The sequence below is a fragment of the Streptomyces sp. 1-11 genome (assembly GCF_007176755.1).
Taxonomy (GTDB): domain Bacteria; phylum Actinomycetota; class Actinomycetes; order Streptomycetales; family Streptomycetaceae; genus Streptomyces.
The window spans coordinates 12742-35938 of sequence record NZ_BJTV01000011.1; the positions used below are offsets into that span (position 1 = coordinate 12742).

Genomic DNA, 23197 nt, shown 5'->3' on the forward strand with positions numbered 1-23197 from the left:
CCGTGGTGGGTGCACGGGGAGTTCTGGGGGGCGCCGCTCAGGCGATCTCGGTGACGTCGGCGGCCGCGGGCTCCTTGGCCTTGAGCAGGCGGAGCTTCGGCGCGGGGCCGGAGCGGGCGCCGCGGTGGTGCAGGGCGCGGGCCGCGTAGTCGCCTGCGAACTGGATGAGGGAGATGACGACGGCGAGGATCGCCACGATCACCCACATCAGGCCGGTCTCGAAGCGCTGGTAGCCGTAGCGGACGGCGAGGTCGCCGAGGCCGCCGGCGCCGACGGTGCCCGCCATGGCGGAGTAGCCGATGAGGGCGACGAGGGTGGTGGTCGCGGAGGCGATCAGCGACGGCAGGGCCTCGGGCACCAGGACCTTGCGGACGATGGTGAGGGTGTTGCCGCCCATCGACTGCACGGCCTCGACCAGCCCGCCGTCCACTTCGCGGACGGCCGTCTCGACGAGGCGGGCGAAGAACGGGATGGCGCCGATCGCCAGCGGCACGATGGCCGCGTCACGGCCGATGCTGGTCCCGGTGACCCATCGGGTGAGGCTGGTCAGGGCGACCATGAGGATGATGAACGGCATCGAGCGGGTGATGTTCACGACCTGCCCGAGGACCTTGTTCACCACGACGTTCTGCAGCAGGCCACCGCGCTCGCTGAGCACCAGCAGGATGCCCAGCGGCAGACCGCCGGCGACGGCGATGAGCGTGGACCACCCGACCATGTAGGCGGTGTTCCAGCACTCCGGCTCCAGCAGCGACCACATCTCGGACCAGGTCACTTCGCACCCTCCTCGACCAGCACGGGCTCCTGGCCCTCGTGCGCGACGACATCGATCTGCAGACCCTGTTCGCGCAGGAACCCGACCGGCACCACGTTGTCCTCGTAGCGGCCGGGCAGCTCGATGCGCATGCGGCCGATCTGGAGGCCGCCGACGGTGTCGATGGCGGCGCCGAGGATCGAGATGTCGATGTTGTAGGTGCGCGAGAGCTGGGAGATGACCGGCTGGGTCGCGGCCTCGCCGTGGAAGGTGACGTCCAGGACGGTCCGGTCGGCGCCGGTGGCCTCGCCCCCGACCGGGAAGAGCGCGGCGGCCAGCTCCGAGCCCGGGGTGGCCAGCAGTTCGCTGACCGTGCCGGACTCCACGATCCGGCCGTTCTCCATGAGTGCGGCGGAGTCGCAGATCGACTTCACGACGTCCATCTCGTGGGTGATGAGCAGGACGGTCAGGCCGAGCTGCCGGTTCAGGTCGCGCAGCAGCTGGAGGATGGAGCGGGTGGTCTCCGGGTCCAGGGCGCTGGTGGCCTCGTCGGAGAGCAGCACCTTGGGGTCGCCGGCCAGGGCGCGTGCGATGCCGACGCGCTGCTTCTGGCCGCCGGAGAGCTGGGCGGGGTGTGCCTTCGCCTTGTCGGCGAGGCCGACAAGGTCGAGCAGTTCCAGGGCCTTGCGGGAGCGCTCCTTGCCGGACTTGCCGAGGATCTCCAGCGGCAGTTCGACGTTGTCCTGCACGGTCCGCGAGGAGAGCAGGTTGAAGTGCTGGAAGACCATGCCGATCCGGCTGCGCGCCCGGCGCAGTTCCCGGCCGGCCCGCGGGCCGCGCCCGGCGAGCGCGGTGAGGTCCTGCCCGGCGACGGTCACGGTGCCGGCGGTGGGGCGCTCCAGCAGGTTGACGCAGCGGATGAGCGAGGACTTGCCGGCGCCGGACTGGCCGATGACGCCGTAGACCTCGCCCTCGCGGACGTGGAGATCGACGCCGTCGAGGGCGGTGACCTCGCGGCCGCGGGAGCGGTAGACCTTGGTCAGGCCCGATGTGGTGATCACAGGGATTCCGTCACTGTCGAGTGCGCGGGCGCGGGTGTGCCCGGGCACGGGTGCATGCGTTGCAGTCGGTCAGGGACGCGGCACGGTTCTCGCTGTGGCGATGGAACCGGGGAGAACGTCGTGTGCGCGGTGCGGGTCCCCCCACGCCGTTCGGGCGGTGGGGGCGGCGTCGGTCGCCACGGCTGCGGAGACCGGCCACGGCTCTCGCTTCGGGGCGCGAGGCTCAGGTGGTGCGGGGGCCCTCTAGAAGGCGCACATTCGACACATACAGCGAGCACCGGGCGGCATGGTCGCCTCGGTCGCAGGGATGCGGCTGCTCGTCGTGGTCATGCGAGCAGTAAACCAGACCGACGGTGCTGACCGGCGACCGCTGTCCGCATGGTGGACAGCGGTGGACAGTGGGGGGTGCGGGCTCAGCCGCGGAGGGAGATCTCCACTCCCCGGTCGGTGACCAGTGCGGACAAGGCCGAGAGGTCCTCGACCACCAGGTCGGCCCGCAGTTCGGCGGCCCGGTGGGTTGTGGCCAACGCCACGGTGGTCATGCCGGCCGCGCGGCCCGCCCGGAGCCCGGCGGGGGCGTCCTCGAAGACCACGCAGTGGGCCGGGTCCACGCCGAGCTGCCGGGCGGCGAGCAGGTAGGGCTCGGGGTCGGGCTTGCCGCGGGTGACGTCGTCGGCGGTGACGAACGTCTTCGGCAGGATGCCGACGGCGTCCAGCCGGGCCTCGGCGAGCCGCCGGGTGGCGGAGGTCACCACGGCCCAGCGGTCGGCGGGCAGCGAGTCCAGGAAGTCCCGCGTCCCGGGCAGCAGCCGCACCCCGCCGTTCGGCACGTCCTCCACCTCCAGCCGCTCGACCCGCGCGACCGCCTCCGGGACCAGGCGGGCGGGCAGCAGGTCGGCGACTATCTCCGCCGCGGTCCGCCCGTGCAGCTCCACCCGGCCGAACTCCTCGGCCGTGATCCCGTACTCCCCCGCCCAGCGCGTCCAGCAGCGCTCGACGGACTCCAGGGAGGAGACCAGGGTGCCGTCGTTGTCGAACAGGAGGGCTTGCGCGTGGATCGTCATGGTCCTGACCCTACGGCGTACGACGGGGTCGGCGGCGGCGGGGCGTTTCCGCCGTAATAAGGTCACCGCATGCTCAATGCCCTGACGCTGGTGACCGGGCTCACCGCGCTGCTGCTCGCCGCCTGGTGCGGTTGGGCGGCCTACCGGGACCAGCCGACCAAGGACTGGCACTTCATCGGCATGGCCGTGGTGTCCCTGCTGGCCGCGGTCCAGCTGGTCGTCGGCATCGTGCAACTGGCGCGGGGCGAGAAGCCGGAGCAGGGCACGGCGATCTTCCTCGCGTATCTGCTGGGCGCGTTCGCCTGTGTGCCGGCGGCCGGTTTCATGTCGCTGGCCGAGCGGACCCGCTGGGGTTCGGTGACGGTGGCCGCCGGCGGTGTGGTCCTCGCCGTGCTGGAGGTGCGGCTCTATGACATCTGGGGAGCCTGAGATGACGGCGGTGCGGGAGAGGCCGGCCCGGCTGATCAGCGGGCCGGGGATGCTGCTGGTCTGGTTCTACGGCGTGATGGTGGTCGGGGCGGTGTCGCGCTCGGTGTACCAGATCGCGACGGACTTCGACCGGGCGCCGCTGGCCTACTCGCTGTCGGCGGTGGCCGGTGTGGTGTACGGGTTCATCACGTACTCGCTCGTCCGGGGCGGGGAGAAGGCCCGCAGGGCGGCACTGGTGTGCTGTGCCGCCGAGCTCGCGGGCGTGCTGATCGTGGGGACGTGGACCCTGGCCGATCCCTCCGCCTTCCCGGACGCGACCGTCTGGTCCGACTACGGCATGGGGTACGTCTTCATCCCGGTGCTGCTGCCGCTGTCGGCGATGTACTGGCTGCGCCGGTCCCGCGAGCGCGTCACGCGGTAGCCGCGTACGTGCCCGCCCGCTTCTCCAGCACGATCAGCTCCACGCCGTCGGCGCCCGTGGACCGGCCCACGGCCTCGTAGCCGACCCGGCGGTACAGGCGCAGGTTGCCCTCGCTGCGGTGGCCGGTGTGCAGGCGGAAGCGGGTGGCGCCGCGCTGCTCGGACAGCGCCGTCTCGGCCGCGCGCAGCAGCCGCGCGCCGATGCCGTGGCCCTGGAGCCGGGGGTGGACGCAGAGCTTGCCGATGGCGGCCGCGCCGTCCTCGGTCGGCTTGCCGCACACCGAGCCGACCACCTCCTCGCCGAGCCGTGCGACGAACACGCAGTCCTGGACGACCTCCTGACGGACGGACTCCAGGCTCTGGACGAGCGGGTCGATGCGGTAGTTGCCGTACAGCGCCGCCTCGCTCTGGAAGCACAGGTACTGGAGCCTGAAGATCTGCTCCGCGTCCTGCTCGGTCGCCACCGAGATGGTCACGCTCATGCCCATGTGCGCATGCCTCCCGCTCACCTGATCACCGGTCGTCCCCCACTCCTATCCCCGCGCTCAGCGGGCCGCAACCTCCGGTGCGAGCAATCGCCGAAGACATCCCAGACATCTGGAGCGTTCCGGTCCGAGACTGCCCTGTGAGATACCCAACTCCCCGGCGATCTCCCGGTATGTCAGGTCTTTGGGCGAGAGCAGCGCCGCCAGCAGCCGCGGGCAGCGTCCGGGCAGTGCGCGCACCGCGTCGCGCAGCGCGCGGTGCCGGGCGGCGGCGAGCACGAGCTGCTCGGGCCCGCGGCGCGCGTCGTCGGCCGGTTCGGCCTCGTACGGCCGCTCGCGCCGGGTGGTACGGCGGCTGCGGCGGGCCTCGGCGCGGACGGCGCTGCGCAGCCAGCCGTGCGGGTCCGGCGGCGGGCCGCCGGCCGCCAGCCGCTCCAGCAGCCGGAGCCAGACGGCCTGTTGGAGGTCGTCCGGTTCGCTCCCGGACGCCTGTGCCTCGGCGGACGCCTCGGCGGTGAGCAGGGGTCCGAGGGCCGCCAGCAGGTCGTGCGTCATGTGCGCAACGACGCGCCGCCCCGGTGCCGGGTTCCGGGACGGCGCGCGTTCCCCCCGAAAGGGTGGGTGCCCGCTGGGGTCTTGACGCGGGCCACCGGGTCAGCGGGCCAGGAAGTCGGCCCGGGCGAGCAGACCGGTGTCGGCGTTGTCGGTGAAGACGCCGTCGATCCCGGTGGCGAAGTACGCGGCGAAGGCGCCGAAGGCGTCACCGTAGGCGTCCGCCGCGGTGCCCTTGCGGTACTCGGCCGGGAGGAAGGGGTTCTCGTTGCGCATGGTGTAGGGGTGCAGGATGAGGCCGACCTTGTGCGCGTCGGCGACCAGCGTGCTCGGCTCGGCGAGGGTGCCGTCCGCCTTCCTCGGGATGACGAGGTCCAGCGTCGGGCCGATGCCCTGGGCGTAACCGGCGATCTCCCGCAGGCCCTTGGGCGAGACCAGGTCGGCCACGGTGCGCGGGTCGCCGGTGTCGACGAAGTCGTAGGGGCGGCTGTTCGCCGAGGAGAGCAGCACGACGAGCGGGTTGTCGACGAGCCGGTTCAGCCGCTGGATGCTGGTCGGCTCGAAGGACTGCAGGATCACCGGCGCGTTCCGGCCGTCCTTGCCGTGCTTGCGCAGCAGCTTCGCCACCCGCTCCTCCAGGCCGAGGCCCAGCTTGCGGAAGTAGGTGGGGTGCTTGGTCTCCGGGTAGATCCAGACCTGCCTGCCCCGCTTGCGGGTCTGCTCGTCCTGCCACTTCAGGACCTCTTCGAAGGTGGGGATCTCCCAGCGCCCGTCGTAGAGGGTGTTGTGCGGCCGGTTGGCCGGGATGCGCTCGACCGCGCGCAGCGTCTTCAGCTCGGCGAGGGTGAAGTCCTCGGTGAACCAGCCGGTGGTGGAGACGCCGTCCAGCACCTTGGTGGTCTTCCGGCCGGCGAACTCGGGGTGCGAGGCGACGTCCGTGGTGCCGCCGATCTCCGGCTCGTGCCGGCAGACGAGGTGGCCGTCCCGGGTGGGCACCAGGTCACCGGCCTCCACGATGTCCGCGCCGAGGTCGAGGGCCAGCTCGTAGGAGCCGAAGGTGTGCTCGGGGCGGTAGCCGCTGGCCCCCCGGTGCCCGATGATCGTCGGCACCGGCAGGCCCTTCAGCCCGCGCCCGCCGTGCGCGGCCGTCCCGGCGCCGGCCGCCCGGGCGGCGCCGGGCAGTCCGAGGACCGCCCCGCCCGCGCCGAGCACCGCCGCGCCGAGCACGGCCCGCCGTCCGGTGGTCTGCCGCCGCTCGTTCGCCCGGTCGCCGTCCATGCGGTCCATGCGCCCTCCTGCCGTTCGCTGCGTGTCCGTTCCCGGCGCTCCGGATCCCGGGCGCCGGTGCGCGCCGATCGTAGGGGTGTCCGGATGACGGAAGGGAGGCCCCCGGCCGAACACGCGGGTGGCACCGGATGTCCGCCAGGCGGCGGAATGTGACGGCGTGTCGGGGAATTCCCGGCGGCGGGGCGGGAACCCGGACGGTGCGGGCTGCGGGCGATGTCCGTCACATCGCCCGACCGGACGCCAGGCCTGGTTCCGGCGCTTCACCGCAGGTAAACCAACGTCAACAACGCGTAAGACCTCGGTGAACCGGACCTTCCCGATGTGCGCTTCCCCCGGAGCCGCGAGTAATGTCCTCACCTGCACAGACACATATCGCTCACCTCGACATCGGAGGACCCGTTGTCCCGCTTCGCGCTCATCAAGGCAGTGCTCGGACCGATCATGCGTCTGATGTTCCGCCCCCAGGTGGAGGGCGTGGAGCACATTCCGGGGGACGGGCCGGTCATCCTCGCGGGCAACCACCTGACCTTCATCGACTCGATGATCCTGCCGCTGGTCTGCGACCGTCAGGTCGTCTTCATCGGCAAGGACGAGTACGTCACCGGCAAGAGCCTCAAGGGCCGGCTGATGGCGTGGTTCTTCACCGGCGTCGGCATGATCCCGGTGGACCGCGACGGCGGCCGCGGTGGTGTGGCGGCCCTGATGACGGGGCGCCGCATCCTCGAGGAGGGCCGGATCTTCGGCATCTACCCCGAGGGCACCCGCTCCCCCGACGGCCGCCTGTACCGCGGCCGCACCGGCATCGCCCGGCTCACCCTGATGACGGGCGCGCCGGTGGTCCCGTTCGCCATGATCGGCACGGACAAGCTGCAGCCGGGCGGCTCGGGCATCCCGCGGCCCGGCCGGGTGACCGTGCGCTTCGGCGAGGCCATGGAGTTCTCCCGGTACGAGGGGATGGACCGGGACCGCTACGTGCTGCGGGCGGTGACCGACTCGGTGATGACCGAGGTCATGCGGCTGTCGGGCCAGGAGTACGTGGACATGTACGCGACCAAGGCGAAGGCGGCGTAAGCCTCCGGCGGTTCGGCGCGTCACCGCCGTGGGGGTGCTGCTTCATCGCGCCCGCGGGTGCTTCTCGGTCGGTCGCGCAGTTCCCCGCGCCCCCTTCGGGGGCGTTTCGCTCAGTCTGTGTCTTCCAGGCTCTGGTTTCTCAGGAGGAACCAGGCCGCCGCCGCTGTGGCGAGCAGGACGGCCGCGCCGGCGCCCGAGGCCAGGTGGAGGCCGTGGACGAAGGAGTCGCGGGCGGCGTCCAGCATCTGCCCGGCCGCCTCGGCCGGCATGCCCCTCGCCGCCTCCACCGCGCCGCCCAGTGACTCGTGCGCCTGGGCCGGGGTACCCGCCGGGCCGGTGAAGCCGCGGTAGGCGCCCGTCACGATGGAGCCGAGCAGGGCGATGCCCAGCGCCGCGCCGAGTTCGTACGCCGTCTCCGAGACCGCGGACGCCGCGCCCGCCTCGTCCTTGGGGACGCCGGCGAGGATGACGTCGGCGGTCACCGTGAAGGAGAAGCCGGCGCCCACGCCCACGACCAGCAGCGCGGCCCCGAGCAGCGGGTAGCCCGTCGACCGGCTCAGCGTCGTCAGCACGGCCAGGGCGGCGCCGATCGCCGCCAGGCCGCCGGAGACCACCACCCGCACCGAGAAGCGGCGGGCCGCGCGGCCGGCGACCAGGCCGGCCGCCACCGCGCCCACGGCCGCGGGCAGTTCCGCCAGCCCCGCCTCGAACGGGCGCCTGCCCTGGACGAGTTGCAGGTACTGGGAGAGGAAGAACACCAGGCCGGACATGCCCAGCACGGTCAGCAGGTCGGCGAGGACCGCCCCGCTGAAGCCACGGCGCCGGAACAGACGCATGTCCAGCAGCGGGACCGGCATGGTGAGCTGGCGGCGCACGAAGCCGTACAGCGCGGCCGCGCCCAGCAGGCCCGCGGCGAGCGGGACGGGCGCGAGCCCGTGCGCGGCGGTCTCCTTGACGGCGTACACGATGCCGATCATGCCGACGAGGGACAGCACCACGCTGCTCAGGTCCCAGGGGCCGGGGGCGGGGTTGCGGGACTCGGGCAGCGTGCGGACGCCGACCAGGACCAGCACCGCCATGACCGGCAGGTTGATCAGAAACACCGAGCCCCACCAGAAGTGCTCCAGCAGGAAGCCGCCCGCGATGGGGCCGACGGCCGTGCCGGCGGAGGCGGTGGCGCCCCAGACGCCGATGGCGAGACTGCGCTCGCGCGGGTCGTGGAAGAGGTTGCGGATCAGGGCGAGGGTGGCGGGCATCAGGGTGGCGCCCGCGACGCCGAGCAGCGCCCGCGCGAGGATCATCAGTTCCGGGGTGGTCGCGTAGGCGTTCAGCACGGAGACCGCGCCGAACGCGGTGGCGCCGGCGAGCAGGATGCGCTTGCGGCCGATGCGGTCGCCGAGGCTGCCCATGGAGACGAGCAGGCCGGCGATGACGAAGGAGTAGACGTCGCCGATCCACAGCAGCTGGGTGCCGGAGGGGCGCAGGTCCTCGCTGATGTAGGGGGTGGCGAGGCCGAGGACGGTGGCGTCGACGGCCACCAGCAGCACGGCCAGGACGAGGACGCCGAGCGCCAGCCAGCGGCCCGGGCGCTTCACCGCCCCGGTCGTGCCGGCCGGCCGCAGGGTGCTGGTCATGATTCCTCTCTTCGGGGTGCGTTCGCACGTCGTGCGCCGCCGAGCAGCAGCTCGACGACCATGTAGCTGAAGTCCTTGCCGGCCAGCCGGCCCTCGGCCACCGCCCAGGCGCCGGAGGCCAGCAGGCCGTACAGCGCCTCGGTGAGCCAGGCCGGGGTGAGGTCGATGCGGAACTCGCCGCTCTCCTGGCCGCGCCGGAACAGGCCCGTGAGGCGTTCGTCGAGGCGGGTCCAGCCCTGGTTCTGCCCCTCGCCCTCGAAGAGCTGGTTCTCGGTGTAGAGGAAGGCCAGCAGGCCGGCCGCGGGCTCGATGGCGCGGACCAGGCGGTGCACCGCCTCGCCCGCCGGGCCCTCGTCCAGGCGGGCCGCGTCCAGGGCGGCCTCGCACTCGGCGATGCCGAGCGCCTCCAGGGCGCGGACGAGCGCGTCGCGTCCCGCGAAGTGGCGGTGCAGGGTGGCGCGGCTGATCCCGGCGGCCTTGGCGACCTCGTCCATCGTCGCGGTGGACTTGCGGGTCAGCAGGGCGGCCGCGCTGCGCAGCACGTGGTCACGATCGAGGGCCATGAGACAAGCGTAGACCATGTGAGACGTTGATGTCTCACATTGGGCATGCGTGACTCATAACTGTCGTCGAGTGGGGCGTGCGGAGCGGGTCTCCGTCAGTGCCAGGGCAGCCGTCCGCGCCGCTCCCAGTAGGCGTGCGGATCCTCCACCAGGGTGGCGAGCCGGGTGAGCTGGTCCGCGTCAAGGTCGACGACGGCCGCGTGCAGATTGGAGGCGAGCTGGGCGGGCGTCGCGGCGCCGGACAGGACGACACCGGCCCAGGGCTGCCGCAGGATCAGGGCGAGGGCGACGGCGTCGCAGCCGAGGCCGGTCTCCTCGGCCACCTCCTTCAGCCTGCCCGGGGCATGCGGCGCGGCGAGCCGGCCGTTGGCCATGCCCTCCTTGACGATCACCGTCAGCCCGGCGTCGTGCGCCTCGGCCAGCGCCGGGCCGGCCGAGGTCTCCAGGGCGTTGTACGTCGACTGGACGGTACGGAACAGCGGTTCGCCCCCAACCGTCACCGCGAGCGCGGCGCGGATGGCGTCGGCCTGGGCGGGGCCGCTGGTGGAGAAGCCGACGGTGAGCCCGCCGGCGGCGGCCTCGGCGAGCCTGGCGTGCAGCTCCTTGTCGGTGAGGGCCGGGCTGTCCGGGGTCACCGAGTGGATCTGGTAGAGGTCGAGCCGGTCGCCGAGGAGTTCCCCGGTCTCGGCGCGCTGCCGCTCGTAGGTCGCGAGGCCGTGGTCCTTCACCTCGTGCCGTTCGGCGTCGGTGGACCAGTCGGCGGTGTAGGTGTAGCCCCACTTGCTGCCGACGACGACGTCGTCGATGTCCGGGCGGGCGTTCAGCCAGTCGGCGAGGAACTCCTCGGAACGGCCGTAGGAGCGGGCCGCGTCGATGTACCGCACGCCCTGCGCGTAGGCGGCGTCGAGGAGCTCGTGGGTGCGCTCGCGCAGGGCCGCGACGCTGCGGTCCGCTCCGAGGTCCTGGTCGCGGCCCAGGTTGATGTAGCCGGGGCGGCCCACCGCGGCCAGGCCGAGGCCGATGTGGCTCGTCGGCGTGGTCACTGTCGCGAGGCGGGCGAAGGGCATCGCAGGCTCCGTTCGGTCGGCTCCGGTACGGCTGGCGACCAACGTAACCCGCGACGACCTCCTGGTCCGGCCGACGACCCGGCCGGAGCGGTGCTCCGGCGCGGGCGGGCGCCCCCGCTCGGGGTGCTCCGGCGCGGGCGGCGCCCCGCTCGGGGTGCTCCGGCGCGGGCGGCGCCCCGCTCGGGGTGCTCCGGCGCGGGCGGGCGCCCTGTTGTTCGCCGTGGTCAGCCGCGTCCCTTGCGGGGCGCCGTGGCCCAGGCGTGCTGGGCCGCCAGGTCCGCCTTGACCTCGGCGAGCTGGACGGCGACCGCGCTGGGCGCCGTGCCGCCGCGGCCGCTGCGGGAGGCGAGGGCGCCGGGCACGTTGAGGACCGAGCGCACCTCCGGGGTGAGGTGGGCGGAGATCTTCGCGAACTGCTCGTCGGTCAGCTCGTCCAGTTCCTTGCCCTCGGCCTCGGCGGCCTTCACGCACTCCCCCGCGACCTCGTGGGCCACGCGGAACGGCACCCCCTGCTTGACCAGCCACTCGGCGATGTCGGTGGCGAGCGAGAAGCCGGCCGGGGCCAGTTCCTCCATGCGTTCGCGGTTGACGGTGAGGGTGGCCATCATGCCGGTGAAGGCCGGGAGCAGGACCTCGAGCTGGTCGCAGGAGTCGAAGACCGGCTCCTTGTCCTCCTGCAGGTCGCGGTTGTAGGCGAGGGGCAGGGCCTTCAGCGTCGCCATGAGACCCGTCAGGTTGCCGATCAGCCGGCCCGACTTGCCGCGCGCCAGCTCGGCGATGTCAGGGTTCTTCTTCTGCGGCATGATCGACGAGCCGGTGGAGAACGCGTCGTGCAGGGTCACGAAGGAGAACTCCTTCGTGTTCCAGATGATGATCTCCTCGGCGATCCGGGACAGGTTGACCCCGATCATCGCGGTGACGAAGGCGAACTCCGCCACGAAGTCGCGGGAGGCCGTGCCGTCGATGGAGTTGCCGGCGCTGCCGTGCTCGAAGCCGAGGTCGGCGGCGACCGCCTCCGGGTCCAGGCCCAGGGAGGAGCCCGCCAGGGCGCCGGAGCCGTAGGGCGAGACGGCCGTGCGCTCGTCCCACTGGCGCAGCCGCTCGGCGTCCCGGGACAGGGACTGCGCGTGCGCGAGCACGTGGTGGGCGAAGAGCACCGGCTGGGCGTGCTGGAGGTGGGTGCGGCCGGGCATGGCCACGTCCGGGTGGGCCTCGGCGAGGCCGACCAGCGCGTCCTGGAGTTCGGCGATCAGACCGCCGATGATCCGGGCGTGGTCCCGCAGGTACATCCGGAAGAGGGTCGCGACCTGGTCGTTCCTGGACCGGCCCGCGCGCAGCTTGCCGCCCAGGTCGGGGCCGAGGCGCTCCAGCAGGCCGCGCTCCAGGGCGGTGTGGACGTCCTCGTCGGCGATGGTGCCGACGAAGGAGCCGTCCGCCACGTCCGCCTCCAGCCGGTCGAGACCGGCGATCATGCGCGTCAGCTCGTCCTCGGTGAGGAGCCCCGCCTTGTGCAGCACGCGCGCGTGGGCGCGGGAGCCGGCGATGTCGTAGGGGGCGAGCCGCCAGTCGAAGTGGACGGACGCGGACAGCTTCGCCAGGGCCTCGGCGGGACCGTCGGCGAAACGGCCGCCCCAGAGCCGTACGTCACCGCTGTTGCTGCTCACTTGCGTTGCTCCTCGGAAGTCGTCTGTGTGCGGCCGCCTCCCCACCCTTGCAGGCGGGGAGGCGGCTGTCAGGCGATGCGCGCGAGGTGACCCCTACGGAGTCACCCGCCCGGGACTCAGGCCAGGTCCCGCTTGGCGGCGATCTTCGACGACAGGCTGTAGATGTCGATGAAGCCCTTGGCCGCGGCCTGGTCGAAGGTGTCGCCGGTGTCGTAGGTGGCGAGGTTGAAGTCGTACAGCGACGACTCCGAGCGCCGGCCGGTGACGACGGCGCGGCCGCCGTGCAGGGTCATCCGGACGTCGCCGGAGACGTGCTGGTTGGCCTCGTCGATGAAGCCGTCCAGGGCGCGCTTGAGCGGGGAGAACCACTGGCCGTCGTAGACCAGCTCGCCCCAGCGCTGCTCGACCTGCCGCTTGTAGCGGGCCAGCTCGCGCTCGACGGTGACGTTCTCCAGCTCCTGGTGGGCGGTGATCAGGGCGATCGCGCCGGGGGCCTCGTACACCTCGCGGGACTTGATGCCCACCAGGCGGTCCTCGACCATGTCGATCCGGCCGATGCCCTGGGCGCCGGCGCGCTCGTTGAGCTGCTGGATGGCCTGGAGCACGGTGACGGGCTTGCCGTCGAGGGCGACCGGGACGCCCTCCTTGAAGGTGATGATCACCTCGTCGGCCTCGCGCGGGACGGCCGGGTTGGAGGTGTACTCGTAGATGTCCTCGATCGGGGCGTTCCAGATGTCCTCCAGGAAGCCCGTCTCGACGGCGCGCCCGAAGACGTTCTGGTCGATGGAGTACGGGGACTTCTTGGTGGTGGCGATCGGGAGCTGCTTGGCCTCGCAGAAGGCGATCGCCTTGTCTCGGGTCATCGCGTAGTCGCGGACCGGTGCGATGCACTTCAGGTCGGGGGCGAGGGCGACGATGCCGGCCTCGAAGCGGACCTGGTCGTTGCCCTTGCCGGTGCAGCCGTGGGCGACCGTGGTGGCGCCGTGCTTCTTGGCGGCGGCGACCAGGTGCTTGACGATCGTCGGCCGGGACAGGGCGCTGACCAGCGGGTAGCGGTCCATGTAGAGGGCGTTGGCCTTGATCGCCGGGAGGCAGTACTCGTCGGCGAACTCGTCCTTGGCGTCGGCGACCTCGGCCTCGACGGCGCCGCACGCGAGGGCGCGCTTGCGGATGACGTCCAGGTCCTCGCCGCCCTGGCCGACGTCGACCGCAACGGCGATGACCTCGGCGCCCGTCTCCTCGGCGATCCAGCCGATGGCGACGGAGGTGTCCAGACCGCCTGAGTAGGCGAGTACGACGCGCTCGGTCACGGGATTCTCCTCACAGTGCATTCGCTGACATGCATGAGTATGCAGAACTCCGCATGATTCGTCAATCGGCGCTCCGGCGAGCCGGAAGTCCCGGCACGGATTGAACGGGTGAAACCGCTTTCCCGTACTCACCCCCGAACGCAGGCGCCGCGTTGCCCGACCCGGTCTCCCGACCTCCCTCCGTCCCTCTTTCCGACCAAGTGAGGCTTCCGCATGTCCAGGGCTCTTCCGAAGTACGACAAGCGCCGCGTGGCGGTCATCGGCGGCGCCGCCGCAGTGGTCCTGTCCGGCGCGGTGATCGCCGGCTCGGCGCTGGCCGGGACGCCCGACGGAAGCGACGGCGCGGCGAACGCCCGCACCCTCGCCGCGGCGGGCACCATCACCTGCCCCGACGTCGCCTCCCGGCTGCCCGCCGTACCCGCCTCCGCCAAGGCCGAGGTCGACCGCAACCTCACCCTGCTCCAGACCCAGATCAACGAGGCGAACACCCGGCTCGCCCGCACCGTCGGCCAGGGCGGACCCAACTTCGTGAACAACGCCATCCTCGGCCCCCTCAAGGACAAACGCGCCTCCACCATCGACCGCATCGCCATCGCCATCGGCCGCACCACCACCAAGCCCACCGGCCTCGACACCCTCGCCGCCTGCACGCTCACCAAGTGAGGTGACAGGCGACCGCGGCCGCCCCGCAGACGCCGGCCGGGGTGGCCGCGGTCGGGTGGGAGCCGGACCAGAGGAGCCAAATACTTAGACAGCCGAAGGAGTTGCGCCGATAATCGGCGGACATGGGAAAGACCTACGAACGCATAGACGGCAGGCTCCGCACGTTCATCGAGGAGCAGCCCCTCTTCTTCACGGCCACCGCTCCCCTCTCCGGCGACGGCACGGTCAACCTCTCCCCCAAGGGGCTCCGCGGCTCCTTCGCGGTGCTGGACGAACTCACCGTGGCCTACCTGGACTTCGCCGGTTCCAACGCGGAGACGATCGCGCACCTGCGGGAGAACGGCCGGATCACCCTCATGTGGTGCGCCTTCCAGGGGCCGCCGAACATCGTGCGGGTGCACGGCCGGGGCGAGCCGGTATTCCGTGACGACCCGCGCTTCGCCGGGCTGCTCGCCCGCTTCCCGGACATCGACCCGGGCCCGCACGGACTGCGCGCGATCGTCGTCGTGCACGCCGAGCTGGTCCGCGACACCTGCGGCTACGCCGTCCCCCGCATGGCGTACGAGGAGGACCGCGATCTGCACGCGAAGCGGTTCGCGCGGGAGGACGACGCCTCGCTGAACGCCTACTTCACCAAGAAGGAGCACGTGGCGAGCAGCCTGGACGGACTGCCCGGGCTGCCGCTGCCACTGCCCCCCTCTAGCGTCTGAGCCATGCGCCCAGGTGTCGTCCTCGCCCTCGTGTCCGCCTCCGTCTGTGTGCTCGGCCTCACCCCCGCGCGCGGCACGGACCCGCTGCCCGCGCGGATGGCGGACACCGGCGGCGGCACCCAGCTCATCACCGCCCTGGCGCCGGCCGCCGGCTCGACGTCGGGCACGGTGACCTGGTGGGACCTGCGGGACGGCACGTGGACGGAGACCGGCTCCGCGCCCGCCAGGTTCGGGGCGAACGGGCTGGTGGAGGGCGGCGCCCGGGTGCAGGGGACCGACACGACGCCGACCGGGCTGTACGGCCTCCCGTTCGGCTTCGGCCTCCGGGCCGCCCCGGTTGGCACCCGGGTCGGGTACCGGCCGGTGACGGCCGCGTCCTGGTGGTGCCAGGACAACGACTCCGCCTCGTACAACCGCTGGACCGAGCCGCTTCCGGCGGACTGCCTGGCCTCGCGGTCCGAGAAGCTGGACTCCTACGCTCCGCAGTACGGGTACGCGCTGGTCATCGGCTTCAACTACGACCGGCCGGTGCGCGGGCGCGGCGCCGGGATCTTCCTGCACGTGAACGGCAAGGGGGCGACGGCGGGTTGCGTGTCCGTGCCCGAGGACGCCATGCGCGCGATCCTGAGCTGGGCCGACCCGGCGCGCGAGCCGCACATCGCGATCGGGACGGCGGACGGCGCCACGGCCGTCACCCGGTACTGAGCCGCACGGCCGTCACCCGGTGCTGAGCCGCACCGTGAAGGTCGTCGAACCCGGCTCGCTCGCCAGCTCCACGCTCCCTTCGTGCGCCTCCACCACCGCCGCCACGATCGACAGCCCGAGGCCGGCCCCGCCACCGGAGGCGTCCGGGCGGCGGCGGTGCTCGGCGCGGGTGAAGCGCTCGAAGACGCCCGGCCGCACGTCCTCCGGGACACCGGGGCCGTCGTCGTGGACGGAGAGGATGGCCGTGCCCTCTCCGGCGGCCAGGGTCACCGTCACCTCGGTGCCGTCGGGGGTGTGCAGCCGGGCGTTGGCCAGCAGGTTGGCCAGCACCTGCTGGAGCCGGTGCGCGTCGCCGGGCACCGTCACCGGTTCTTCCGGCAGGTCCAGCGTCCAGCGGTGCCCGGGGCCCGCGGCGCGGGCGTCCGTCACCGCGTCCAGCACCAGACGGGTCAGGTCGACCGGGCGGCTCTCCAGGGGGCGGCCCGCGTCCAGGCGGGCCAGCAGGAGCAGGTCGTCGACCATCTCGCCCATGCGCGAGGACTCGGCGGCGATGCGCTCAAGGGCCCGGGTCACCTCCGCGGGCACCGGGCCGGGGTGCAGCAGTGCCAGTTCGGCGTGGCCGCGGACCGAGGCGACCGGGGTGCGCAGCTCGTGGCTGGCGTCGGCGGCGAAGCGGCGCAGCCGCTCCTCGCTGGCGTGCCGTTTGGTCAGGGCGCCCTCGACATGGCCCAGCATGCGGTCGAAGGCGGCCGCCACCCGGCCCACCTCGCTGCCCGGGTCGGACACCGGGACGCGCGGCGGCAGGGCGACCTCCCCGCTGGCCAGCGGGAGCTCGCTGACCCGGGTGGCGGTGGCCGCGACCCGGCTCAGCGGGCGCAGCGACCAGCGGACCCAGAGCGCCCCGGCCACGCCGGTGACCACGAGGGCCAGGCCGAAGACGATGCCGGCCACCCGTTCCAGGCGGTGGACGGTCGCCTCGACGGGCTCCAGCGGCAGGCCGACGATCAGGACGTCCCCGTCCCGGCCCGACGAGGCGATGACCCGGTAGTCGTGCAGGGCGGACAGCTGGATGGTGTGCGGGCGGCCGTCGGCCGGGAGCCGGGCGAGCCGCCGCTGGTCCCCGGCCGTCAGGTCGACGTTCAGGTCGGCGGAGGGGTCGCCGGAGCGGATGAGGCCCTTGTGGGTGACCTTGCCGTCCAGCAGGCGGGCGCCGAAGGTGCCGGTGGCCTGGCGGCGGGTGTCGAGGTGCTCGTCGCCGTCGTGGTCCGTGCGCGGCGGGTCGTGCTCCATGCTCTCCGGGAACCGGGTGCCGACCTGGACGAGCTGTTCGTCCAGGCGCTGGGTCAGGAAGCCGTTCAGCTCGACGACCGCCGCGAGCCCCACGGCCGCGCAGCTCACCGCGAGCAGGACCACGAGGCCGACGGTGAGCCGGGCGCGCAGGGTGCGGGGGCGGGGCAGGCGGCGCGGGGCCCTCACCGGGTCACCGGCTTCAGCACGTACCCCGCCCCGCGCACGGTGTGGATCATCGGTTCGCGGCCCGCGTCCACCTTCTTGCGCAGGTAGGAGATGTACAGCTCGACCACGTGGGCCCGGCCGCCGAAGTCGTAGGACCAGACCCGGTCGAGTATCTGGGCCTTGCTGAGCACCCGGCGCGGGTTGCGCATGAGGAAGCGCAGCAGCTCGAACTCGGTCGGGGAGAGTTCGATCAGCTCCCCGGACCGGGTCACCTCGCGGGCCTCCTCGTCCATGACCAGGTCGCCCACGACCAGCCGGGGCCCGTCCTCCTGCTGGCGGGCCATGCCGGCCCGGCGCAGCAGGCCGCGCAGCCGGGCGACGACCTCCTCCAGGCTGAAGGGCTTGGTGACGTAGTCGTCGCCGCCCGCGGTGATGCCGGCGATGCGGTCCTCCACCGCGTCCCGGGCGGTGAGGAACAGCACGCACACCTCGGGCGTCACCTCGTGCAGGCGCCGCAGCACGGCGAAGCCGTCGGTGTCGGGCAGCATCACGTCGAGGACGACGGCGTCGGGCAGCAGCTCGCGCGCGGCGCTGACCGCCGACGCGCCGTCGCCGGTCGCGCGCACCTCCCAGCCCTCGTAGCGCAGGGCGCCGGTGAGCACCTCGGCGAGGTCGGGATCGTCGTCGACGACCAGGACGCGCAACGGGGTGCCGTCGGGTCGGGTGAGGGCCGGTCGGCCGGAACGGGTCGTGTTCATCGCGCCTACCAGCATCGCCCCTCGACCGGCCGGCCGTCCGCCCCGCGGCCTGTGAGTTTCCTCTGAGGACGCGGGCGGCTCTGTGAGATCTCTCTGAGAAAGCCCTGCGGGACCCCGCCGGAGCGGCTTTTTCAGAGGTGCCTCAGAACTTCGGCCCGCACAGTGGCATCGCTGACGGACGAAGGGAACGGCTCTGATGACCACCGTGGATACGAGGCGGGCGGCCCCGCCCCTGCCGGGGACCGCGCGGCGTTCCCCGGCGGGCTGGGTGCTGGCCGCGCTGTGGGCCGGTGCGGCGGCCGTGGTCGCGCTCTGGTGGACGGACACCGGGTCCGTGGTCGGCACGGCCGGCTGGCTGACCGGGGGCGGGCGGATCGCCGGCCTGCTGTGCGGGTACGCCTGCGCGGTCCTGGTGGGGCTGATGGCCCGGGTGCCGCTGCTGGAGACCCGGGTCGGCTCGGACCGGGTGGCCCGCTGGCACGCGATGGCCGGCCGCTACACGATCTGCCTGCTCGTCGCGCACGTCGTGCTGATCCTCACCGGGTACGCCGCCCAGGACCGGGCCACGCTGTGGCACGAGACGGTGACGGTGGTCCTGGACTACCCGGACATGCTCAAGGCGACCGCCGGCACGGTGATCCTGCTCGCGGTCGGCGTCACGTCGGTGCGGGCCGCGCGCCGCCGCACCAGCTACGAGTTCTGGTACTACGTCCACCTGCTCACGTACGCGGCCGTGTTCCTGGCCTTCTTCCACCAGCTCACGCTGGGCGACCAGTTCAACGGCCGGCCGGTGGCCACCGCCGTCTGGTACGTGCTGTACCTCGGGGTCGCGGGGCTGGTGGTGTGGTTCCGCGTCCTCGCCCCCGTCCGGCTCAACCGGCGCCACCGGCTGCGGGTGGACTCGGTGCACCAGGAGGCGCCGGGCGTGTACTCGGTCGTCGTGCGCGGCCGGCACCTCGACGAGCTGGGCGCGCGGCCGGGGCAGTTCTTCCGCTGGCGGTTCCTGGGCGAGGGGATGGGCTGGACGTCGACGCCGTACTCCCTGTCGGCGCCGCCGCGCCCGGACATGCTGCGCATCACGGTGAAGGCGCTCGGCGGTCACAGCGCGGCCGTCGCCCTGCTGAGGCCCGGCACCCGGGTGTGGGCGGAGGGCCCCTACGGCTCGCTGACCGCCGACCGGGCCACCAGCCACCACTCCCTGCTGATCGCGGCCGGTGTCGGGGTCACCCCGCTGCGGGCGCTGTTCGAGACGCTGCCCGGCGAGGTCACCCTGCTGTACCGGGCGCGGTCCGCGGCGGATCTGGCGCTCGGCGCCGAACTGGAGTCGATCGCCCGCTGGCGCGGCGGCCGGGTGCTGTACGCGCTGAACGGGCCGCGGGGCGAGCGCCCGCACATCACTGCGGAGTCCCTGCGGGCGTCCTTCCCCGGGCTGGCCGGCCACGACGTCTACATCTGCGGGCCGCACGGCTTCGCACAGGACGTGTACGGGGAGCTCCGGGCGGCCGGGGTCCCGGACCGCCGCATCCACCACGAGTCGTTCGAGCTGTGAGGCCGCAGACGTGCACGCGTTGAACAAGAACCGCCCCTTCCGCCGCATCGTGCTGGCGAGCGCGGCCACCGTCTCCGGGATGGTGCTGCTGCTGTCGCTGAAGCCGCACGCCGCCCCGGCGCTCGCCGCGGGCACGCCCGCGCCGGCGCCGACGAGCAGCGGCTCCGGTGCCTCCCCGGGGTCGACGAAGGCGCCCGACACCGGGACCAGGACGGTCACCGGGGACACCGTCCAGACCCGCTGGGGCCCGGTGCAGGTGCGGGTGACGATCCGGAGCGGCAGGCTCACCGACGTCACCGCGGTCACCTACCCGACGGAGAACCCGCGCGACCAGGAGATCAACAGCTACGCCATCCCCCAGCTGCGGCGCGAGGCGCTGGCGGCGCAGAGCGCGGACATCGACATGGTGTCGGGCGCCACCTACACCAGCACCGGTTACAAGCAGTCGCTGCAGTCCGCGCTGGACTCCGCCGGCGGATGAACACCCGGCGCGCGCCGCGCGTATCTCTGGGCCAAGGGTCAAGTCCCCACGGAGGAACCGTGACCACCACGCTCGCAGGCGGACGTGCCGCCCGCCGCCAGACGATGCGCCGCATCCGCCCGCGCCGCTCCCCGGCCGTTCCGCTGCTGATCGCGGTCTGGGCGGGCGCGGCGGCCGTGCTGTGGCTCTGGTGGCACAACACCCCGGCCATCGCGGACGACGGCGGCCGGATCCTGAACGCGGGCCGGATCACCGGCCTGCTGGCCGGTTACCTGATGGCGCTGGTCGTGCTCCAGATGGCGCGGGTACCCGCGCTGGAGCGGCGGGTCGGCTCCGACCGGGTGGCCCGCTGGCACGCGATGAGCGGCCGTTACACGCTCTGCCTGGTCGTCGCGCACGTGTTCCTCACCATGTGGGGCTACGCGCTGCAGGCGGGCAAGTCGCTCGGAGACGTGGTCCGGCAGACCGTGGACTCCGTCGAACAGCTCCCGGACATGGGCAAGGCCGCGATCGGCACCGGCCTGTTCGTGCTGATCGGCGTCAGCTCGGCCGGCGGGATCCGCCGCCGGCTGCCGTACGACGCCTGGTACCACGTGCACCTGCTGACGTACGCGGCCGTGTTCCTGACCTTCTGGCACCAGATCACCACCGGCAACGACTTCGCGGTCGAGCCGGTCGCCAGGACCTTCTGGTACGGGCTGTACGGCGCCGTCACGGCGCTGGTGCTCTGGTACCGGGTCATCACCCCGGTCCGGCTGAACATCCGTCACCGGATGCGCGTGGAGGCGGTGATCGAGGAGACGCCGGGCATCGTGTCGGTGCTGATCGGCGGCCGGCGGCTGCACCGGATGGGCGCCGAGGCGGGGCAGTTCTTCCGCTGGCGGTTCCTGGCCCCCGGGATGCGGTTCAGCTCGCACCCGTACTCGCTGTCGGCGGCGCCCCGGCCGGACATGCTGCGGATCACGGTGAAGGCGATCGGCGACCACAGCTCCCGGCTGCGCGAGCTGGCGCCCGGCACCCGGGTGTGGGCGGAGGGCCCGTACGGGGCGCTCACCGCGCAGCGGCGCAGCCGGGGCAAGGTGCTGCTGGTGGCCGGCGGGGTCGGCATCACGCCGATGCGGGCGCTGTTCGAGACGCTGCCCGGGGCGGCCGGTGACATCACCCTGCTGTACCGGGCCAACACCACCCAGGACCTGGCACTCTGGGACGAGCTGGCCGCGATCGCCGAGGAACGGGGCGCCCGGCTGATGTACGCGGTCAACAGCCCGGACGGCGAACGGCCGGACATCTCGGCGGAGAACCTCCAGCGGAAGATCCCGGACGTCGACCGCCACGACGTCTTCATGTGCGGCCCGCCCGGGTTCGCGCAGTCCGTGTACGAGGCGCTGCGCGGCGCGGGCGTCCCCGCGCGCCGTATCCACCACGAGTCGTTCGAGATGTGAGCGGGAGCTGCGAAGCGATGAGGAAGAGCCACCCCATTCGGCGCGTCGTGCTGGCCACCGCGGCCACCGTGTCCGGAGTCGTGCTGCTGCTGTCGCTGAAGCCCGCCTCGGACCCGGCGGCGGCGTCGGCGGCCGGCGCGGCGCCGCAGGCGGGCGCGGCCGCGCAGCGGTCCCCCCAGGGCGGGCAGCAGGGCGGCGCAGCCGCGGCGGGCACCGTCACCGGTGACGCGGCGCAGACCCAGTACGGGGCCGTGCAGGTACGGCTGACCGTCGCCGGCGGGAAGATCACCAAGGCGGAGGCGGTACAGGCGCCCAAGGGCGGGGTCAGCGACCAGAAGACCGCGCTCGCGGTGCCGAAGCTCAACCAGGAGGCCGTGGCCGCCGGGAACGCCGACATCGACGCGGTGTCCGGGGCGACGTACACGAGCGCGGGGTACAAGAAGTCGCTGCAGTCGGCGCTGGACAAGGTGAAGGCGCCGGCGTCCGCCGGGTCCGGCACCGGCGCCGGTTCCGGGCCGGGCGGTGGGGGCGGCTCCGCCTCCCCGGCCTCCCCGGGTGCGCGGGGTACCGCCGGGACCCGCACCGTCACCGGCCGGGTCGCGCAGACGCAGTACGGCCCGGTGCAGGTCAGGATCACGGTCAGCGGGGGCAGGATCACCCAGGCGGCGGCCGTGCAGGCGCCGAAGGGCGGGGTCAGCGGCCAGAAGACCGCGCTCGCCGTGCCGAGGCTCAACCAGGAGGCCGTGGCCGCCGGGAACGCCCGCATCGACGCCGTGTCCGGGGCCACCTACACCAGCACCGGCTACCGGCAGTCGCTGCAGTCGGCGCTCGACCAGGCGGGTGGCTGACCCGATGGGCGAGCCGGCCGACGCCCCCGCCGCGCTGCGGCACGCGGAGGAGGTCATGGGGACCGTCTTCTCCTTCGACGTGCGCGGCGGGCGGCCCGGCGCGGTGCGCGAGGCGCTGGCCGGGGCGGTCGCGGGACTGCACCGCGCCGACGCGCTGTTCTCCACCTACCGCGAGGACAGCGAGGTGTCCCGGCTGGCCCGGGGTGAGCTGACCGTGGCGCGGTGCGCGTCCGAGGTGGCCGAGGTGCTGGAGCTGGCGGCCGAGGCGGAGCGGGTCAGCGAGGGCTGGTTCAGCGCTCGGTACCAGGGCGGCCTCGACCCGACCGGCATCGTCAAGGGGTGGGCCGCGGAGCGGGCCGCCCGGCTGCTCGCCGCGGTCGACGGGGTGTGCGGGGTCAGTGTGAACGGCGGCGGCGACGTCCAGATGCTGGGCGCGCCGGAACCGCGGCGGGCGTGGCGGGTGGGCGTGGCCGATCCGCTCCGGCCGGGCGGGCTGGCCGCGGTGATCTCGGCGGCGGGTGCGGACGAGCTGTCCGTGGCGACGTCCGGCACCGCGGAGCGCGGCGCGCACATCGTGGATCCGCGCACCGGCCGCCCCGCGGTCACCGACCTGGTCTCGGTGACCGTGGTGGGGCCGCGGCTGACGTGGGTGGACTGCTGGGCCACGGCCGCCTTCGCGATGGGGTCGCGGGCGGGGCTGGCGTGGCTGGAGTCGCTGCCCGGCGTGGAGGCCCTGCTGATCACGGCCGGGGACGAGGTGCGGTGCACCGGGGGCCTGGCGGAACGGCTGGGCTGAGCGGGGCCGGGCGGGGCGGTCCGGCGGGCGGCGGGTGCCCGGCGGGGCCGGCCGGGACGGCGGGGCCGGCCGGGACGGCGGGGCCGGCCGGGACGGCGGGGCCGGCCGGGACGGCGGAAAGTTTAATTTTGGCCTTTTTGCCCCGAAACGCCATCCGAGTCGCCCCCTGGGACGTATCCAGTGTGAGACGAGATTCAGGAGGAACACATGGCCATCTTCAGCAATCTCATGCCGGCCTACGGCCATGACCACGGCGACGAGTCGTCCTTCGAAGGCGACCGGGGCGACTTCGGCGACCACGGCGACTTCGGCGACCGCGACCACGGCCACGGCCACGGCGACCACGGCGACCACGGTGACCGCGGCGGCCACGGCGGCCACGGCGGCCACGGCGGCTACTGATCGCATCCCCAGGCGGAGCGGACCGGT

At 73.2% G+C, this 23197-nt stretch carries 25 protein-coding genes; 12 read left to right on the forward strand and 13 right to left on the reverse strand.

Features of this window, described 5'->3' with window-relative positions; all coding sequences use genetic code 11:
• Positions 1-37: 37 nt before the first annotated feature.
• The 3 genes from TNCT1_RS22875 to TNCT1_RS22885 all read right to left on the reverse strand — a co-directional run bounded on the left by TNCT1_RS22875 (position 38) and on the right by TNCT1_RS22885 (position 2879).
• Positions 38-775, reverse strand: a complete 738-nt coding sequence (locus tag TNCT1_RS22875) for a methionine ABC transporter permease (RefSeq protein ID WP_143635171.1) — start codon at positions 773-775, stop codon at positions 38-40.
• Entirely contained in the window at positions 772-1815 is a 1044-nt protein-coding gene (locus TNCT1_RS22880) for a methionine ABC transporter ATP-binding protein (protein WP_143635172.1), read from the reverse strand. The genes TNCT1_RS22875 and TNCT1_RS22880 overlap by 4 nt, the downstream gene beginning before the upstream one ends.
• A 413-nt stretch (positions 1816-2228) precedes the next feature.
• The gene (locus TNCT1_RS22885) at positions 2229-2879 is read right to left on the reverse strand and encodes an HAD family hydrolase (RefSeq protein ID WP_143635174.1); all 651 of its coding nucleotides are present in this window, start codon (positions 2877-2879) and stop codon (positions 2229-2231) included.
• Positions 2880-2948: 69 nt separating this feature from the next.
• Between TNCT1_RS22885 and TNCT1_RS22890 the strand changes: the two genes are divergently transcribed.
• Together TNCT1_RS22890 and TNCT1_RS22895 are read left to right on the forward strand one after the other, a co-directional pair.
• Positions 2949-3308 carry a hypothetical protein gene (locus TNCT1_RS22890; protein WP_143635176.1) on the forward strand — a complete coding sequence of 120 codons (360 nt, stop codon included), beginning with the start codon at positions 2949-2951 and terminating at the stop codon, positions 3306-3308.
• 1 nt (position 3309) lies between these two features.
• A complete protein-coding gene (locus TNCT1_RS22895; protein WP_143635655.1) occupies positions 3310-3729 on the forward strand; it encodes a hypothetical protein in 420 nt (139 codons plus the stop codon).
• Here the strand turns inward: TNCT1_RS22895 and TNCT1_RS22900 are convergent.
• The 3 genes from TNCT1_RS22900 to TNCT1_RS22910 form a co-directional block, all read right to left on the reverse strand.
• Positions 3719-4216, reverse strand: coding sequence for a GNAT family N-acetyltransferase (locus TNCT1_RS22900; RefSeq protein WP_143635178.1), 498 nt, complete (start codon positions 4214-4216; stop codon positions 3719-3721). The two genes, TNCT1_RS22895 and TNCT1_RS22900, sit on opposite strands and share 11 nt — an antisense overlap.
• Before the next feature lie 57 nt (positions 4217-4273).
• A complete protein-coding gene (locus tag TNCT1_RS22905; protein ID WP_143635180.1) occupies positions 4274-4768 on the reverse strand; it encodes a sigma-70 family RNA polymerase sigma factor in 495 nt (164 codons plus the stop codon).
• Positions 4769-4867: 99 nt separating this feature from the next.
• On the reverse strand, positions 4868-6052 hold the full coding sequence (locus TNCT1_RS22910; RefSeq protein ID WP_373920499.1) for a glycerophosphodiester phosphodiesterase: 1185 nt from the start codon (positions 6050-6052) through the stop codon (positions 4868-4870).
• A 399-nt stretch (positions 6053-6451) separates the two neighbouring features.
• On the opposite strand from TNCT1_RS22910, the gene TNCT1_RS22915 reads away from it, so the two are divergent.
• Positions 6452-7123 (forward strand): 1-acyl-sn-glycerol-3-phosphate acyltransferase, encoded by a 672-nt coding sequence (locus TNCT1_RS22915; RefSeq protein WP_143635182.1) that lies wholly within the window; start codon positions 6452-6454, stop codon positions 7121-7123.
• Positions 7124-7233: 110 nt separating this feature from the next.
• Here the strand turns inward: TNCT1_RS22915 and TNCT1_RS22920 are convergent, their stop codons facing one another.
• The 5 genes from TNCT1_RS22920 to TNCT1_RS22940 form a co-directional block, all read right to left on the reverse strand.
• On the reverse strand, positions 7234-8757 hold the full coding sequence (locus TNCT1_RS22920) for an MFS transporter (RefSeq protein ID WP_143635185.1): 1524 nt from the start codon (positions 8755-8757) through the stop codon (positions 7234-7236).
• Entirely contained in the window at positions 8754-9320 is a 567-nt protein-coding gene (locus tag TNCT1_RS22925; RefSeq protein WP_174266410.1) for a TetR/AcrR family transcriptional regulator, read from the reverse strand. Before TNCT1_RS22925 ends, TNCT1_RS22920 begins: the two co-directional genes overlap by 4 nt.
• Positions 9321-9415: 95 nt before the next feature.
• Complete coding sequence (locus TNCT1_RS22930) at positions 9416-10387, reverse strand: aldo/keto reductase (protein WP_143635191.1); 972 nt, start codon at positions 10385-10387, stop codon at positions 9416-9418.
• A 224-nt stretch (positions 10388-10611) separates the two neighbouring features.
• Entirely contained in the window at positions 10612-12051 is a 1440-nt protein-coding gene (gene argH / locus TNCT1_RS22935) for an argininosuccinate lyase (RefSeq protein ID WP_143635193.1), read from the reverse strand.
• Positions 12052-12167: 116 nt separating this feature from the next.
• Positions 12168-13361, reverse strand: coding sequence for an argininosuccinate synthase (locus TNCT1_RS22940; RefSeq protein ID WP_216856676.1), 1194 nt, complete (start codon positions 13359-13361; stop codon positions 12168-12170).
• A 213-nt stretch (positions 13362-13574) separates the two neighbouring features.
• Here TNCT1_RS22940 and TNCT1_RS22945 point away from each other — a divergent pair, with 213 nt between their 5' ends.
• The 3 genes from TNCT1_RS22945 to TNCT1_RS22955 all read left to right on the forward strand — a co-directional run bounded on the left by TNCT1_RS22945 (position 13575) and on the right by TNCT1_RS22955 (position 15439).
• Complete coding sequence (locus TNCT1_RS22945) at positions 13575-14024, forward strand: hypothetical protein (RefSeq protein WP_143635197.1); 450 nt, start codon at positions 13575-13577, stop codon at positions 14022-14024.
• 122 nt (positions 14025-14146) lie between these two features.
• A complete protein-coding gene (locus TNCT1_RS22950) occupies positions 14147-14734 on the forward strand; it encodes a pyridoxamine 5'-phosphate oxidase family protein (protein ID WP_143635200.1) in 588 nt (195 codons plus the stop codon).
• A gap of 3 nt (positions 14735-14737) precedes the next feature.
• Complete coding sequence (locus TNCT1_RS22955) at positions 14738-15439, forward strand: L,D-transpeptidase (protein WP_143635201.1); 702 nt, start codon at positions 14738-14740, stop codon at positions 15437-15439.
• 12 nt (positions 15440-15451) lie between these two features.
• Here the strand turns inward: TNCT1_RS22955 and TNCT1_RS22960 are convergent, their stop codons facing one another.
• Positions 15452-16915 (reverse strand): cell wall metabolism sensor histidine kinase WalK, encoded by a 1464-nt coding sequence (locus TNCT1_RS22960; protein ID WP_143635204.1) that lies wholly within the window; start codon positions 16913-16915, stop codon positions 15452-15454.
• Positions 16912-17652, reverse strand: a complete 741-nt coding sequence (locus TNCT1_RS22965; RefSeq protein WP_143635206.1) for a response regulator transcription factor — start codon at positions 17650-17652, stop codon at positions 16912-16914. The genes TNCT1_RS22960 and TNCT1_RS22965 overlap by 4 nt, the downstream gene beginning before the upstream one ends.
• A gap of 196 nt (positions 17653-17848) precedes the next feature.
• Here TNCT1_RS22965 and TNCT1_RS22970 point away from each other — a divergent pair, with 196 nt between their 5' ends.
• From TNCT1_RS22970 to TNCT1_RS23000, 6 genes are all read left to right on the forward strand, one after another.
• A complete protein-coding gene (locus TNCT1_RS22970) occupies positions 17849-19201 on the forward strand; it encodes a ferric reductase-like transmembrane domain-containing protein (protein WP_143635208.1) in 1353 nt (450 codons plus the stop codon).
• A 10-nt stretch (positions 19202-19211) separates the two neighbouring features.
• Positions 19212-19682 (forward strand): FMN-binding protein, encoded by a 471-nt coding sequence (locus TNCT1_RS22975; protein ID WP_143635211.1) that lies wholly within the window; start codon positions 19212-19214, stop codon positions 19680-19682.
• A gap of 59 nt (positions 19683-19741) precedes the next feature.
• Positions 19742-21124: a ferric reductase-like transmembrane domain-containing protein gene (locus TNCT1_RS22980; protein WP_174266411.1), complete on the forward strand. Its 1383-nt coding sequence runs from the start codon at positions 19742-19744 to the stop codon at positions 21122-21124.
• Between the two features lie 17 nt (positions 21125-21141).
• Positions 21142-21972 carry an FMN-binding protein gene (locus tag TNCT1_RS22985; protein ID WP_174266412.1) on the forward strand — a complete coding sequence of 277 codons (831 nt, stop codon included), beginning with the start codon at positions 21142-21144 and terminating at the stop codon, positions 21970-21972.
• A 4-nt stretch (positions 21973-21976) separates the two neighbouring features.
• Positions 21977-22768 carry an FAD:protein FMN transferase gene (locus TNCT1_RS22990; RefSeq protein WP_143635213.1) on the forward strand — a complete coding sequence of 264 codons (792 nt, stop codon included), beginning with the start codon at positions 21977-21979 and terminating at the stop codon, positions 22766-22768.
• 207 nt (positions 22769-22975) lie between these two features.
• The gene (locus TNCT1_RS23000) at positions 22976-23170 is read left to right on the forward strand and encodes a hypothetical protein (protein ID WP_143635218.1); all 195 of its coding nucleotides are present in this window, start codon (positions 22976-22978) and stop codon (positions 23168-23170) included.
• The last annotated feature ends 27 nt before the right edge of the window (positions 23171-23197 follow it).

What these genes read in the sequence shown, in the direction of transcription:
- TNCT1_RS22950 (WP_143635200.1), top strand. Translation starts at nt 14,147, where the DNA reads ATGGGAAAGACCTACGAACGCATAGACGGCAGGCTCCGCACGTTCATC.
- TNCT1_RS22965 (WP_143635206.1), bottom strand. Translation starts at nt 17,652, where the DNA reads ATGAACACGACCCGTTCCGGCCGACCGGCCCTCACCCGACCCGACGGC.
- TNCT1_RS22920 (WP_143635185.1), bottom strand. Translation starts at nt 8,757, where the DNA reads ATGACCAGCACCCTGCGGCCGGCCGGCACGACCGGGGCGGTGAAGCGC.
- TNCT1_RS23000 (WP_143635218.1), top strand. Translation starts at nt 22,976, where the DNA reads ATGGCCATCTTCAGCAATCTCATGCCGGCCTACGGCCATGACCACGGC.
- TNCT1_RS22930 (WP_143635191.1), bottom strand. Translation starts at nt 10,387, where the DNA reads ATGCCCTTCGCCCGCCTCGCGACAGTGACCACGCCGACGAGCCACATC.
- TNCT1_RS22890 (WP_143635176.1), top strand. Translation starts at nt 2,949, where the DNA reads ATGCTCAATGCCCTGACGCTGGTGACCGGGCTCACCGCGCTGCTGCTC.
- TNCT1_RS22900 (WP_143635178.1), bottom strand. Translation starts at nt 4,216, where the DNA reads ATGGGCATGAGCGTGACCATCTCGGTGGCGACCGAGCAGGACGCGGAG.
- TNCT1_RS22970 (WP_143635208.1), top strand. Translation starts at nt 17,849, where the DNA reads ATGACCACCGTGGATACGAGGCGGGCGGCCCCGCCCCTGCCGGGGACC.
- TNCT1_RS22945 (WP_143635197.1), top strand. Translation starts at nt 13,575, where the DNA reads ATGTCCAGGGCTCTTCCGAAGTACGACAAGCGCCGCGTGGCGGTCATC.
- TNCT1_RS22885 (WP_143635174.1), bottom strand. Translation starts at nt 2,879, where the DNA reads ATGACGATCCACGCGCAAGCCCTCCTGTTCGACAACGACGGCACCCTG.
- TNCT1_RS22905 (WP_143635180.1), bottom strand. Translation starts at nt 4,768, where the DNA reads ATGACGCACGACCTGCTGGCGGCCCTCGGACCCCTGCTCACCGCCGAG.
- TNCT1_RS22895 (WP_143635655.1), top strand. Translation starts at nt 3,310, where the DNA reads ATGACGGCGGTGCGGGAGAGGCCGGCCCGGCTGATCAGCGGGCCGGGG.
- TNCT1_RS22985 (WP_174266412.1), top strand. Translation starts at nt 21,142, where the DNA reads ATGAGGAAGAGCCACCCCATTCGGCGCGTCGTGCTGGCCACCGCGGCC.
- TNCT1_RS22990 (WP_143635213.1), top strand. Translation starts at nt 21,977, where the DNA reads ATGGGCGAGCCGGCCGACGCCCCCGCCGCGCTGCGGCACGCGGAGGAG.
- TNCT1_RS22910 (WP_373920499.1), bottom strand. Translation starts at nt 6,052, where the DNA reads ATGGACCGCATGGACGGCGACCGGGCGAACGAGCGGCGGCAGACCACC.
- TNCT1_RS22955 (WP_143635201.1), top strand. Translation starts at nt 14,738, where the DNA reads ATGCGCCCAGGTGTCGTCCTCGCCCTCGTGTCCGCCTCCGTCTGTGTG.
- TNCT1_RS22925 (WP_174266410.1), bottom strand. Translation starts at nt 9,320, where the DNA reads ATGGCCCTCGATCGTGACCACGTGCTGCGCAGCGCGGCCGCCCTGCTG.